The following is a 12,938-nucleotide window of genomic DNA, read 5'->3' as shown; positions in this document are numbered from 1 at the left end:
ACCAGGTGTCAGTAAAAAGGAAAGCGCAGTGACCGTCTGCATAGCAACCTAAGCACAGTTTCTAAGAGCCGAGGAGAGGCTTTCTTGGAACATGCTTAACCTAAGGTAAATCGTGTTCCGAAGGACAGCAATGCACGAAGTCTCTCCGAACTTGCTTATAATTTTTAGCTCAATGACATAAATGACAATCTTGGAGTTTTTTGGAATGAGGTCCATACTGCCGAACAGGTCGAAAACGACCTTCAATCGATAGAAGCAGCCCATGTTCCGGCCACGGCTGTGATGGGCCGAAAAGGACCTCGCGGATTCCTTTAATCGACCGCTTCCGATCGTTGATCGGGTGTTCAGGTCTCGATCCGCACCGGGGCGCTCTTGTAGGCCGGGGTCTTGGATGCCTGGTCATAAAGGGACAGCGGCACCAGGGGGTTCGTCTCGGGGTAATAGGCGGCGATGCAGCCGCGCGGCAGGTCATAGGAAACGACGCTCAGCCCCTCGACCCGCCGGGGGATGCCGTCATCCGCTGCCGAAACCAGGGCAATGCGCTGACCATCCGCCAGCCCCGCCCGAGCCATGTCCTCCCGAGAGATCAGGACGATCATCCGGTCCCCCGACAACCCCCGCAACCGGTCCGAAAAGCCATAGACGGTGGTGTTGAACTGATCGTTCGACCGCAGCGTGACCAGGGTGAAGGCATCGGGCGCGGGATCGCCGCCAAGCGCGGACAGGCCGGCGGGAATGGTCAGTTCCGCCTTGCCGCTTTCGGTCTCCCAGTCCCGTTCGCGCGCCGAATTGCCACGGTAGAAGCCGCCGGGCTGGGTCATGCGGGCGTTGAAATCGGCGAACTGGTCGGGATAGGTCGCCTCGATCAGGTCGCGGATGCGGCCGTAATCCGCGACCCAGTCATCCCATTTGACCTGTGGATTTGGCGGCAGCGTCGCCTTGGCGATGCCAGCAATAATGGCGGGTTCCGACAGAAGATACCGCGATGCCGGCGGACGCCTGCCCATGGATCCATGGATATGGCTGAGACTGTCTTCCATCGTGACCATCTGCGGCCCGGATTTCTGCTTGTCGCGTTCGGCCCGCACCAGGCAGGGCAGCAACCAGGCGCCAGGCCCGGCCAGGACATGCGTGCGGTTCAGGCGGGTGGCGATCTGCACGTTCAGATCCAGCCCCGCCCAGGCAGGCTCGGCCCGTGCCAGGTCCGGAATCGCCCGGCCGAAATTACCACCCAGGCTGATGAACCCCCGGACAGTGCCGTCGATCATGCCCTCGACCGCCTCGACCGTCGTCATGCCGGTGTCGCGCGGGGGATCGAAGCCGAACAGGTCGGCCAGCTTGTCCAGGGGCACCAGTTCGGGCTTTTCCGCGATGCCCACCGTCCGCTGGCCCTGGACGTTCGAATGGCCGCGCACCGGGCAGATGCCGGTCCCCTCGCGCCCGATATTGCCGCCCATCAGCAGCAGGTTCACCAGCATCCCCACGCTGTCGCCGCCATGGACGTGCTGGGTCAGACCCATGCCATAGACGCCGATCACCCGTTTCGCCTTGGCGTAAAGCTCTGCCACCTCGATCAGATCCTGCCGGGGTAGGCCCGAGGTCGCCTCGATCCCGTCCCAGGTCTGGGCGCGGATCCAGGCCTCGAAGGCATCGAAACCGTGGCAATGCTTGGCGATGAAGTCGCGGTCCAGGGCGCCCTTGTCGAACAGGTGCTTGCAGATGCCCGCAATGGCCGCGATGTCGCCGCCGGGACGCAGTTGCAGATAGATGTCCGAGACCGGCGTCCCTCGGCCCGACAGCATCTCGGTCGGGCTTTGCGGGTTCATGAACTCCACCAGGCCGCGTTCCCGCACAGGGTTGAAGGTGACGATCTTGCAGCCGCGCCTGACCGCCTGCTGGATGGGGTGCAGGAAGCGCGGGCTGTTCGACCCGGTGTTCTGGCCGAAGAACAGCATCAGGTCGCAATGGTCGAAATCGTCCAGGACACAGGTGCCGACCGGCGCGCCGATGGTCCGCTTCAGCGCGACACTGGTCGTCTCGTGGCACATGTTGGAACTGTCGGGCAGGTTGTTATGCCCGTAAAGCCGCGCGAAAAGCTGATACAGATAGGAGGTTTCCAGGCTGGCGCGCCCCGAGGCATAGAAGACGGTGGATTTCGGGTCCAGATCCCTCAGCGCCTGGCCGATCGCCGTGAAGGCCTGCCCCCAGGTCGTGCGAACATAGCGATCGGACGCCGGGTCATAGCGCATCGGATGGGTCAGCCGGCCCGCCGCCTCGAGATCGTGGTCGCACCAGGTCCGCAGTTCGGTCAGGGTATGGCGGGCGAAGAAGTCGGGGCCGCAGCGGCTGCGGGTCAGGTCCCAGATGGTGGCCTTGGCGCCGTTCTCGCAGAACTCGGCCAGGCGGGGGGACGGCGGCTTGGCCCAGGCGCAGGAGGTGCACATGTGCCCGCCCGGCTTGTTCTGGCGGCGCAGCGTGTCCAGGGTGCCCAGTCCGATCCGATCTTTCGCGGCATGTTTCAGCACGCTTTTCAGCGACCCCCATCCCCCAGTCGGCCGGTCGTAATAAGGCGTGGTCGGATCCTGATCGCGTTCCTGGGTCATGTCTTATCCTGTCGGGCGGGTTCGTGGATAGGGCAGCCGTTGAATGCGGACCGGAAATCGGCCGACATCCGGTAAGGCTCGCGCCGGGCGCGGTTGATGGCGCCCAGCGGGCGATGCGCCTGGACGCCGGTCCAGACGGAAAAGCGCATGTGTTCATCGACCAGTTCGGCTGAATCCTCGGTCCAGCCGGTCTGGGCCAGGACATGCAGGCGCGCCACCGTGACGAAGGGGGACAGGCTTTCGTCCCACAGGACCGACGGATCCTCGACCGGCATCCGGTCCAGGTCGCGGCAAAGCTGCGCGCGCAGGTTCCAGACTGCGTCACCCGCCTGCATGTCCGCGGCCACCGTTTCGCGGATCGCGTCGGGGCGGCCCCTGGTGTCGATGATCCGTCCGGCATGTCGTGTCAGGCTGTCGGAGGCGGGTTCAAGCGACAGCTTGGCGATATGGTCGCCGAACCGGAAAGCCGTCTGCGTGTAATAGGTTTCCCCCAGCGGATGCACGTTCGGCGCACCGCCCAGGGTCTGCAGGGTCGCACTTTCGCCCCCCACCGTTTCCAGCGCCTTTTCCGCGCCGCGCAGCACCGCCGACAGCCCGCGCTTGGCCCATTCGGCGCGGTCGGTGGTCTTGGCCAGCAGCTTGAGGTTCTTCAGGAAGGCCGCCGGATCGGGCGCGGGAAAGGCGGGGCCGTTGACGAAGATGAAATCCTGGTTTTGCCCCTCGGCCCCGTCCAGGCGTTCGCCCCCGACCCCGATAACCTTCAGCGACAGCCCGCGCGGGACCGAGATGGAATCGTGCAGCAGATCGCCGGGATTGGTCGAGATGCGGATGATCGCACCATATCGTCCTGCCTTGGCGAAGATGCCTTGGGCCAGTTCGGCGGGCAGGTCCGCCAGAACCTCCAGTTCGCCGCGCAGGATGCCGTGGCTTTTGGCATGGACCGCGCGGACGGCATGACCGTAATCCCTGGAGGTGGTTTCCAGGATGTCGCGCAGGGTGTCGGACAGGGCGCGGATCACCTGCGGCTCGTCAAGCGTGACGGTTTCGACGTCAGGAGAGTATCGGACGGCTGGCTGCATGATCTGCCCTTTGCGGCTGGCGTGCAAAGCCACAACCGCCCGGCAGGCCAAGCGTTCCGGTCCATGCCACCCTGCGGGGATCACAAGTCAGGCAATCGCGGGATTCACGTTTGCCAGGAAATGATACAGCGCCTCGGTATCCAGGGGCTTGGACATCGGGAACAGGCCCATCCGCGCGCAGCGTTCGCGCAACACAGGCGAACGATCGGCCGAGATGATGCGCGCCGGGCGCCAGCCGAACCGCTTGCGCAGCATCGCCACCAGATCCAGCCCGTCCACGTCGTCGTTCAACTGATAGTCGATCAGCATCGCATCGGGGACGAAGTCCATTTCGTCGATCAGGGCGATGGCGTCTTCGAGGCCGTCGGCATCCAGGACGGTGATGCCCCAGCCTTCCAGCAGCGCCACCATGGCGCGGCGCAATTCGTGGTCGTTGTCCACCAGCAGCACCAGAAGCCCCGTCCCCGCCAGCGAGGGCAGGCGGCGGGGATCGCCGCTGTCCTCGCTGCGGCACGGCCGCGTGGCGGTCAGGGGCACGGTCACGCGAAAGACGCTGCCCCGGCCGGGGCGGGACAGAAGGTCCAGCCCATGCCCCAGCCGGGCGCAGGCGCGCTCCACGATGGCCAGGCCCAGCCCCATCCCCTCGCTGGCCGAGGCGCGGCGATGCAACCGGCGGAATTCCTGGAAGATCACGTCCCGATCCTCGGACCGGATGCCGGGGCCGCTGTCCCAGACCTCGATGCGGATGCTGTCGCCGCGCTTGCGCGCGCCCACGAAGACCCCGCCCCGGTCGGTATAGCGGATAGCGTTGGAGATCAGGTTCTGCACGATCCGCTGCAGATAAAGCCCGTCGCTGACCACATGCGCGCCGGTCGGACGAACGCGGAACCGCAGCCCCTTGGCGGCCGCCGCCGGGGCAAAGCTTGATGCCAGCGACGACAGGATGTCGTTCAGCGCCAGATCGCCCTGGGAAAGCTGTTCTTCCTCGGTTTCCAGGCGGGATATGTCCAAAAGCGCCTCGATGATGCGCTCGACATTGGTCAGCGCCTCGCCCGCCTTCTGCACGCTGCTGTTCGTGCCGGCGGCATCGGCCGCGGAGAGATAGAGCTTGGCGGCCGAAAGGGGTTGCAGCAGGTCATGGCTGGCCGCCGCGACGAAGCGCGACTTGGAGGCATTGGACCGTTCCGCCCGTGCCAAGGCATCGCGCAATTCGTCGGTGCGCGCCGCGACGCGGGCCTCAAGCTCCTCGTTCGCGCGGGCCAGGCGGCGCAGGGCGTCGCGTTCGGCGGTGACATCGGTCAGGGACAGCACGAAGCCGTCATCGGGCAGACGCTGCGCGAACCCGTCCAGCGTCATCGCGCCGTCCTTTTGGGTCAGCTCAAAGGATAACGCCCCCCGCCCGGCCCGGTCCTGCATCCAGGCGGCGATCCGGGCGGCGGACTGGCTGTCGGCCAGCCGGAAGGATTGCTGGATCTGGTCGGTCACGCGCTGGAACCGGGTGCCCAGGGTGAAGGTCTGCGGCGGCAGCCCGGTCAGGACGCGGAACCGGCGGTTCCAGCCCGCCAGCAGGCCTTCGGCATCGAAGATCGCCACGCCTTGGGCCAGGTGATCCAGCGTCGCCCGGATGATCCGGCCCTGGTTGTCCAGCAGGCGCTCGCGCTGTTCGCGTTCGGCGCGCATCAGATCCGACACGTCGGTCTGCACGATGGCGGTGCCGGAATTCGCCGTCCGGTGTTCCGATACCTGCATCCAGCGGTTGTCCGTCAGCGCCAGATTGAAGATCACATGATCGCGCCGGTGCCGCCGCATCCGGGTCTCGGCCCAGTCCTCGGGCGTCTGGCCCGCAGGCAGGCGCAGCATCGCCGAACGGCTGACCACCTGGATATAGTCCGCGAAGGTCATGCCCGGATGCAGCCTGGCCCGCACATCGGGCATCTGCCAGCAGAAGCGGCCGTTGAACAGCAGCAGCACGTCATCGACGCCGAACAGGGCGAAGCCTTCCTGAACCGCCTCGATGGCGCTTGCCAGATCCCGGCGCGCGGCCTCGATCTCGACATTGGCGGCGGACAGGCGGGCGTTCGATTCGTTCAGCAGGCCCAGGGCACGTTCCAGTTCCTCGGTCCTGCGGCGGACCTGGTCTTCCAGCACCACGGCGCGTTCGAACTGGGAATAGGCGGCGCCGTCGCGGTCGGTCTGGGTTTCGACGCGGCGCATCAGCACCTGGCTGATCTTCTTCAGGCGCGCGATCTGCACATCGGGGGGTTCGGCGGGATCGACAAGGTTGTCCATCATTCACCCTCGGGGGCATAGATCGCCACCCCGGTCATGGTCAGGTTCACATGCATGGCGCCGAACTGTTCGCCATAGGTCGAAAAGCCGGTGACGTTGTGGCGGGCCAGAACCTCGGACACGGCGCGCAACTGCTGCTTCTGCTGCGCCTCGATCCGGCGCAGGATGCAGTCGCAGGCCAGGATGCTGTCGGGCGGTCCCCCTGCCCCAAGCCCCGCAAGGCTGGCTTCCAGCGACCGGGCGATGTCGCGCGGCGTCGCCAGCGTCAGCACGACGCCCTCGTCGATGGCGCTGAAAAACACCAGATCGGTGCCGTTCTCGACCCGCTGGATGGACCGGACGTGGTAACGGCCGCCGACACGCACGACCAGCGGATGCGCGGCGAAGGTGAAGGGATCCAGTTGCCCGGCGGGCTTGCCCAGCAGGCGCGCATATTCCGTAGCGGCGGGGGCCGCGTTGATTTCATGGACCCGACGCTGCGCGGGATCGGCGCCGGTCACGACCATCTGGCCCGTGCCCGCGTCCAGATGGTCGAAGCTGAAAACCCTGACCGGGCAGCGGGTGCGGATGAAGGTCAGGAAAGCCGCGTTCGTGCGCACCTGCGCGCCCTGGGCCACATAGCCTTGCCCGAACCGCGTGCCGTCGCCCGCCGATCCGCCGAACAGCGGCACGGGGCCAAGTCCGTGGCCCAGGACGGCCATCAGCGCATCTTCCCGCAGGGTGCTGCCATCGACCATCAGATAGGCGAACTCATGGGCGAAACCCGGATGCTGCGCGCCAAGCCGCTGGCGGGCGCGGATCATCCGGTCGATCAGGACGGCAGGCTCGATCCGGTCCAGATCCTCGATGGCGATGGTTTCGACGGCGAAATCGCGCGCGGGAAAGCCCACGGCGACGATCCGATCCTCGACATAGCCGCCCGCGATCTCTCCCGCCGTGGTGCAGCCCAGCACCGGGGTGTCGCCAAAGGCCGCTTCGGCCGCAGCCATGGTTGCCGCGAAATCCGCCCTGGCCGAGGCGAAGACCAGCACAAGCGCAAGACCCGGCCCCAGATCGGCCGCCAGGTGCAGCATCGCCGCCGGATCACCCGCCGGGACCTGGCCACGCCGCAGAACGCGCCCCCTGGCGCCTGCGCCCCTGTCCGTTCCCGTCAGCGCCGCCGTCGGATCCCCTCCGTCCATCCTGCCATCGCCTGTTCGCGCCCCTCAGGCAGGCAGGATGTCACCGCGCCGCAAGGCTGTCAAACCGCGCGGCCTGCGCGGCCAGGACGGCCTGGGTGCGGTTCTGCACGCCCAGCTTGCGCATGATCACGGTGACATGCGCCTTGACGGTCGATTCCGCGATGTCCAGGTCATGCGCGATCTGCTTGTTCAGCTTGCCTTCCGATATCAGTGACAGGATCTTCGACTGCTGCGCGGTCAGGCTTTCCAGCCGGTCCCGCGTCAGGGCCATCGGCTTGGCGCCGGGATCCGAGGCTACGAAACCATCCGGCAGATAGATTTCCCCCCGGCCGATCCGGGCCAGGGCCTCCTGGAACACCTGCCGCTGGCTGTGCTTGGGGACATAGCCGGAGGCCCCGAATTCGATGGCGGCATTCACGATGGCCGGGCTGGTCAGCGACGACACGATCAGAAGCGCCGCCTGCGGCGCAGCCTTGCGCACCTTCAGAAGACCGTCCAACCCGTCGGCATCGGGCAGGTTCAGGTCCAGGAACACCGCGTCGGGCTGCGGCCCCACGGCCAGCTGGCGCAGGCAGTCCGCGATGGAACTGGTGGTGCGCACGCTGCTGATGCCGCCCACGATCTGGAGCGTGATCGACAGCGCGTCCGAGAACAGCGGATGATCCTCGACGATCAGGACCGAGGCGATGGGGCGGTGGGTCTGGGTCATGGCGGATGCCCTTCGCGGTTTCGGTCAGTCTAGGGCTTGTCGGGGGCTGGCGTCCATGCCGCACAGGCTGGCGCCGATGGGCAAGGGGTCCACCGGCTGCAGCGCGCGCCCCGCATCGGCCCAGTCGTCCACGCCGCCCGGATACCAGCCGATGTCCCGTTGTCCCAGGGCCGCGACATGCTGGACGGCATTCCAGATCATCCAGCAGTCTGTCTTGCAGAACAGGACCACGGGGCGGTCGGCGCATCCCTCCAGCGACTTGCGCAACCCGTCGGCTATGCGCGGGTCGGGATTGCCGCGCCCGATCTCGGGCAGCCAATGGGCGCCAGGGATCGTCTGGTGCGGCGCGGCAATGATCCAAGTGCCGTCGGGGGTGATGGAATGTCCGGGCGTGGCCATCGCGTCGATCAGGATCGCGCCCCCGGCGGCCATGTCCGCGACCGTCCGGGCATCCACGACGCGGCCCCCCGGCACGCTGTCGGGAACCGGCGCGCGATAGGCCGCGATGCGCAGCCCGGTCGCGGCGTCGAACACCTGTTCGGCCCCGGCGGCGGGTGGCATCAGCGCGATCAGCGCGGCGGGGATCAGGCGCGGCAGGCTCATGCGCCCAGCCTTTCACAACACCCCGCCCCCACCAATTCGACCTTCGGCGTAAGACCCCCCCTGCCGGATGGACCATTGGAGAATTGCCCGGAACCGCCCCCTGCCCCGATCCTGTGCCGAACGACGGAGATGGGGGACAACGCAATGCGCAAGGCAACGATCTGGGCCGGCTTCGGCATCATCCTGGGGGCGGCGGCGGCGCTTGGCCATGGGGACACCGCGCCGCAATCGGTGGACACCACCGGCCTGCCCGAACTGCCGCAGGACATGGCCTCCGAGAACCCCTGGCGCGAGGCCGATCCCGCCGTCCTGTTCAAGGCGGTCGAGGTGGGCGCCAAGGGCTTCAACAGCAACTGCGCGCGCTGCCACGGGCTTGGCGCGATCTCGGGCGGGCTGGCGCCGGACCTGCGCTATCTCGAGGCCAACGCGTTCGGCGACGAATGGTATCTGGACCGGATCCTGCACGGCTATGAACAGAACGGCGCCGTGAAGATGCCCCCCTTCGAGGGGATCCTGAACCAGCAGGCGATCTGGGCCATCCGTACCTATGTGGAAACCCGCGCGGACGAGACGGCAATCGCCGAGCAGAAGGAAAAGTTGACCGAACTGCGCGACAAGCTGGCCGCCGTCGCGGACGATCCCGCCACCGCCACGGCGCTTGCCCCCGAACTCTCCGCCGCGGGCGAAGGGTTCGAGACGCTGTCGGGCGCCCCCCGCGCCGTGACGCCCTTCGACGAGGCGGCCTGGCAGTTGTCGTCGAACCCGCCCCATATCAAGGCGGCCATCGAAACCCTGTCCGCCGCCGTGCGGAACTGACAGGGCGCAGGGCGGTGACGGCGATCCTGTCCCACAGGCTGCCGGGGGGCGGCGCGGGGCTTGCCGCCCTGGGCGGCGGCCTGACCCCACCCGATCTGGACCGCGGCATGTGGGACCTGCACCGCGCGGACCTGCTGGGCGCGCCCGATGCCTGGCGCAGCGATCCCGGCCTGCGCCTGCTGGCCCCCGCGAATGCCGAGGATGCGCGCCATGTCCCGATCCTGGCGGATGCGACCGGGCTTGGCCCCGTGGACCGCATGGTCGTCACCATCGACTATAGCCCCTTTCCGCTGGCCTTGGTCTTTCATCCCGGCCGCACCCTGCCCTTGCTGGGCTTCGGCGTGAAATACGAGATCGCAGGCCCGATCCGGGCCTCCGCGCGGACAGGGGCGGAATGGATCATGGGCGGCGCCTTCATCGACGCCATGGGCGGCGGCTGTTCCGCGCCCGCCGCAACCCATGCCCGCCCCGACTGGCAGGACGGCTTCGGGGAAATGCGCGCCCGGCTGTGGCCGGATACCGGTCGGCTGCGGGTCGGTATCCGTCACCCGATGGACACGGGCCTGGCCGACGGCATCCCCGCCCATCACCTGACCGACCTGACCCTGACGGACGCGCAAGGGGGCGAGATCGCCCGGCTGGAGATCCACGAGCCCTTGGAGGAAAACCCGGTCCTGACCTTCCTGCTGCCCCGCGACCTGGCGCAAGGCCCGGTCGGCATCACGGCGCGGGATACCAGCGGCTTCCGCTTTTCGGGAAAGGTGGCGCCGTGACCCTGACCCGCCGCCAGACCCTGCTGGGCGCGGCAGCGGCGCTGCTGCCGGTCGCCGCAATGGCCGCGCCGGAATACCGGCTGGACCCCCGGCAGGTGGCGGATGGCGTCTGGCTGTTCGAAGGGGCGCAGGACAGCATCGCGCGCGGCAATGGCGGGGCGATCTGCAATGTGGCGATGCTGGAAACGCCGCAAGGCGCCATCGTCGTGGAGACCGGCGGCACCCTGCGGCACGGCGCCGCGCTGCGGGCCTTCGCGGACCAAAGGCTTGGCGGGGTCGTCGCGGCGCTGAACACCCACCACCACCCGGATCACTGGTTCGGCAACGGGGCCTTTGCGGATCGTCCGATCCATGCGCTGCCCGGTTGCATCGCAGCGCAGAAGGCCGGGGCGCAGGCGCTGTCGGATGGGCTGTACCGGATCCTCGGGTCGTGGATGCAGGGCACCGCGCCCCTGCCCCCCACGGTAGCCGTCGAAGGAGACCTGACGCTTGGCGGGCGCGGGCTGTCCGTCATGGCGCTGTCGGGGCACACCCCCGCCGATCTGGCGCTGATCGACGGCCCCACCGGCACGCTGATCGCCGGCGACCTGCTGTTCCTGGACCGTGTGCCCAGCTTTCCCGACGCCGACATTGCGGCGTGGCGCGCAGCCCTGTCCAGGCTTGGCGGGCTGCCCGTCACGGGCACCATCCCCGGCCACGGCCCTTTTCACCGCGACAGCCGCGCGGTCGCGCAGACGCTGGCCTATCTTGACGCCTTCGCCGCCCGCATGGACGCCGCCGCCAACCTGGGCCTGACCCCGATCGAGGCGCTTGCCGCAGGACCCATGCCCGCCTTCGCGGCGCTTGCCGCCAACCCCGCCGAATACCGCCGCGCCACCGTCCAGCAATGGCGCGCGCACGAAATCAGCGCCCTGCCCGTCATCGGCGGCAGCGTCTGACAGACGACCAGAAACGAAGTTTGCCATCAAGGAGGAGAGAATGCGCAAATCTTTCACCATCCCGTCCGTCAGCGCCCTTGCGCTGCTGGTCGCGGGGGGCCTGTCGGCCGCCATGGCCAAGGATGTCACCTGGGAAGACATCCTGAACGACCACGAAACGACCAGCGACGTGCTGATGTACGGCATGGGCAACAACGCCCAGCGGTATTCCAGCCTGAACCAGATCAACACCGAAACCGTCCGGCACCTGCGCCCGGCCTGGGCCTTTTCCTTCGGGGACGAAAAGCAGCGCGGCCAGGAAACCCAGGCCATCGTCCATGACGGCACGATCTATATCACCGGCAGCTACAGCCGCATGTGGGCGCTTGACGCCAAGACCGGCGAACGGAAATGGAAGTTCGAGGCCCGGCTGCCCGACGACATCCGCCCCTGCTGCGACGTCATCAACCGGGGCGCGGCGATCTATGGCGACAAGGTGTTCTTCGGCGCCCTGGACGCCAGCGTCTATGCGCTGAACAAGGAAACCGGCAAGGTCGAATGGCGCGAGAAATTCGCAGACCACAAGGTCGGCTATACCCTGACCGGCGCACCCACCATCATCAAGGACGCGGAATCCGGCAAGGTGATGCTGATCCACGGAAGCTCGGGCGACGAATTCGGCGTCATCGGCCGCCTTTACGCCCGCGACCCCGACACGGGCGAGGAATTGTGGATGCGCCCCTTCGTCGAAGGGCACAAGGGCACGCTGGCGGGGGCCGAAAGCACCCCCACCGGCAACCCCGACGCGCCAAGCTGGCCGGTCAATCCCGACGGGTCGAAGGTCGAGGCATGGAGCCACGGCGGCGGCGCCCCCTGGCAGTCGGCGGCCTTCGACGTGGCAACCAACACCATCGTCGTGGGCACAGGCAACCCGGCCCCGTGGAATACCTGGGCGCGCTCGCAGGACGGCAACTTCAAGGACTATGACAGCCTCTATACCTCGGGCCAGGCCTATGTGAACCCGACCAATGGCGAGGTGGTGGGCTTCTATCAGCACACCCCGAACGACGCCTGGGACTTTTCCGGCAACAACGAGATCATCCTGTTCGACTATACCGACAAGGACGGCAACACCCACCGCGCGGGGGCGCATGCCGACCGCAACGGCTTCTTCTATGTGACCGACACCGACAAGCTGGCCGAGCGCGGCACCGAGATCAACAAGCCCACCGCGCTGCTGAACGCCTTCCCCTTCGTGGACCAGATCACCTGGGCCAAGGGCATCGACCTGGAAACCGGCCGCCCGATCGAGGTCGAGGGCCAGCGTCCGCCCCTGCCCGAGGAAGGCGAGACGAAAGGCGCCACCATCCAGGTCACGCCGCCGTTCCTGGGCGGCAAGAACTGGAACCCGATGGCCTATTCCAAGGACACTGGCCTGTTCTATGTCCCCGCGAACAACTGGACCGAGGATTACTGGACGGAAAACGTGACCTACCAGGCGGGCGCGGCTTATCTGGGCCAGGGCTTCCGCATCAAGCGGCTGTATGACGACCAGATCGGCACCCTGCGCGCCTTCGACCCCGCCACCGGCGAGAAGGTCTGGGAACACAAGGAGGAATTCCCGCTGTGGGCGGGCACGCTGGCGACCGGGGGCAACCTGGTCTTCACCGGCACCTCGGACGGTTACGTCAAGGCCTTCAACGCCCAGACCGGCGAGGAGTTGTGGAAGTTCCAGACCGGGTCGGGGATCGTCAGCAGCCCGATCACCTGGGAAATGGACGGCAAGCAGTACCTGGGCATCGCCTCGGGCTATGGCGGGGCTGTGCCGCTGTGGGGCGGGGACATGGCGCAACTGACGACGCAGGTCAGCCAGGGTGGGTCGTTCTGGGTCTTCGAGATCCCGAACGAACTGCTGGCCTCGGCCCAGTGATCACGCGGGCGGGGGTTTGCCCCCGCCCCTTTCCCGTG

At 67.3% G+C, this 12,938-nt stretch carries 10 protein-coding genes; 4 read left to right on the top strand and 6 right to left on the bottom strand.

What is annotated here, in order from left to right; genetic code table 11:
• Positions 1-344 precede the first annotated feature (344 nt).
• The 6 genes from CK944_RS16865 to CK944_RS16840 all read right to left on the bottom strand — a co-directional run bounded on the left by CK944_RS16865 (position 345) and on the right by CK944_RS16840 (position 8,464).
• Complete coding sequence (locus tag CK944_RS16865; RefSeq protein ID WP_103174239.1) at positions 345-2,603, bottom strand: FdhF/YdeP family oxidoreductase; 2,259 nt, start codon at positions 2,601-2,603, stop codon at positions 345-347.
• Positions 2,600-3,682 carry a catalase family protein gene (locus CK944_RS16860; RefSeq protein ID WP_103174238.1) on the bottom strand — a complete coding sequence of 361 codons (1,083 nt, stop codon included), beginning with the start codon at positions 3,680-3,682 and terminating at the stop codon, positions 2,600-2,602. Before CK944_RS16860 ends, CK944_RS16865 begins: the two co-directional genes overlap by 4 nt.
• 87 nt (positions 3,683-3,769) lie before the next feature.
• Positions 3,770-5,974, bottom strand: coding sequence for a PAS-domain containing protein (locus CK944_RS16855; RefSeq protein ID WP_103174237.1), 2,205 nt, complete (start codon positions 5,972-5,974; stop codon positions 3,770-3,772).
• Positions 5,971-7,152: an FIST N-terminal domain-containing protein gene (locus CK944_RS16850; RefSeq protein WP_103174236.1), complete on the bottom strand. Its 1,182-nt coding sequence runs from the start codon at positions 7,150-7,152 to the stop codon at positions 5,971-5,973. The genes CK944_RS16855 and CK944_RS16850 overlap by 4 nt, the downstream gene beginning before the upstream one ends.
• Positions 7,153-7,192: 40 nt before the next feature.
• A complete protein-coding gene (locus CK944_RS16845; RefSeq protein WP_103174235.1) occupies positions 7,193-7,861 on the bottom strand; it encodes a response regulator transcription factor in 669 nt (222 codons plus the stop codon).
• Between the two features lie 24 nt (positions 7,862-7,885).
• Positions 7,886-8,464: a rhodanese-like domain-containing protein gene (locus CK944_RS16840; protein WP_103174234.1), complete on the bottom strand. Its 579-nt coding sequence runs from the start codon at positions 8,462-8,464 to the stop codon at positions 7,886-7,888.
• Between the two features lie 144 nt (positions 8,465-8,608).
• Between CK944_RS16840 and pedF the strand changes: the two genes are divergently transcribed.
• From pedF to CK944_RS16820, 4 genes are read left to right on the top strand one after another with little or no spacing between them, the layout of a single operon-like run.
• Complete coding sequence (gene pedF, locus CK944_RS16835; protein WP_103174246.1) at positions 8,609-9,280, top strand: cytochrome c-550 PedF; 672 nt, start codon at positions 8,609-8,611, stop codon at positions 9,278-9,280.
• Between the two features lie 14 nt (positions 9,281-9,294).
• Positions 9,295-10,053 carry a quinoprotein dehydrogenase-associated SoxYZ-like carrier gene (locus CK944_RS16830; RefSeq protein WP_192877770.1) on the top strand — a complete coding sequence of 253 codons (759 nt, stop codon included), beginning with the start codon at positions 9,295-9,297 and terminating at the stop codon, positions 10,051-10,053.
• Entirely contained in the window at positions 10,050-10,991 is a 942-nt protein-coding gene (locus CK944_RS16825) for a quinoprotein relay system zinc metallohydrolase 1 (protein ID WP_239986121.1), read from the top strand. Before CK944_RS16830 ends, CK944_RS16825 begins: the two co-directional genes overlap by 4 nt.
• Positions 10,992-11,031: 40 nt before the next feature.
• Positions 11,032-12,900 carry a PQQ-dependent methanol/ethanol family dehydrogenase gene (locus tag CK944_RS16820; protein WP_103174233.1) on the top strand — a complete coding sequence of 623 codons (1,869 nt, stop codon included), beginning with the start codon at positions 11,032-11,034 and terminating at the stop codon, positions 12,898-12,900.
• Positions 12,901-12,938 lie beyond the last annotated feature (38 nt).

It is taken from the genome of Paracoccus sp. SY, assembly GCF_002901215.1.
In the GTDB taxonomy this organism is placed as follows: domain Bacteria; phylum Pseudomonadota; class Alphaproteobacteria; order Rhodobacterales; family Rhodobacteraceae; genus Paracoccus; species Paracoccus acridae.
Note: the sequence above shows the minus strand (reverse complement) of the source record. Positions and strands in the feature narration are given on the sequence as shown.

Coding starts and splice junctions, on each gene's coding strand:
- CK944_RS16860 (WP_103174238.1), bottom strand. CDS start 3,682: ATGCAGCCAGCCGTCCGATACTCTCCTGACGTCGAAACCGTCACGCTT.
- CK944_RS16845 (WP_103174235.1), bottom strand. CDS start 7,861: ATGACCCAGACCCACCGCCCCATCGCCTCGGTCCTGATCGTCGAGGAT.
- CK944_RS16855 (WP_103174237.1), bottom strand. CDS start 5,974: ATGATGGACAACCTTGTCGATCCCGCCGAACCCCCCGATGTGCAGATC.
- CK944_RS16820 (WP_103174233.1), top strand. CDS start 11,032: ATGCGCAAATCTTTCACCATCCCGTCCGTCAGCGCCCTTGCGCTGCTG.
- CK944_RS16850 (WP_103174236.1), bottom strand. CDS start 7,152: ATGGACGGAGGGGATCCGACGGCGGCGCTGACGGGAACGGACAGGGGC.
- pedF (WP_103174246.1), top strand. CDS start 8,609: ATGCGCAAGGCAACGATCTGGGCCGGCTTCGGCATCATCCTGGGGGCG.
- CK944_RS16865 (WP_103174239.1), bottom strand. CDS start 2,603: ATGACCCAGGAACGCGATCAGGATCCGACCACGCCTTATTACGACCGG.
- CK944_RS16840 (WP_103174234.1), bottom strand. CDS start 8,464: ATGAGCCTGCCGCGCCTGATCCCCGCCGCGCTGATCGCGCTGATGCCA.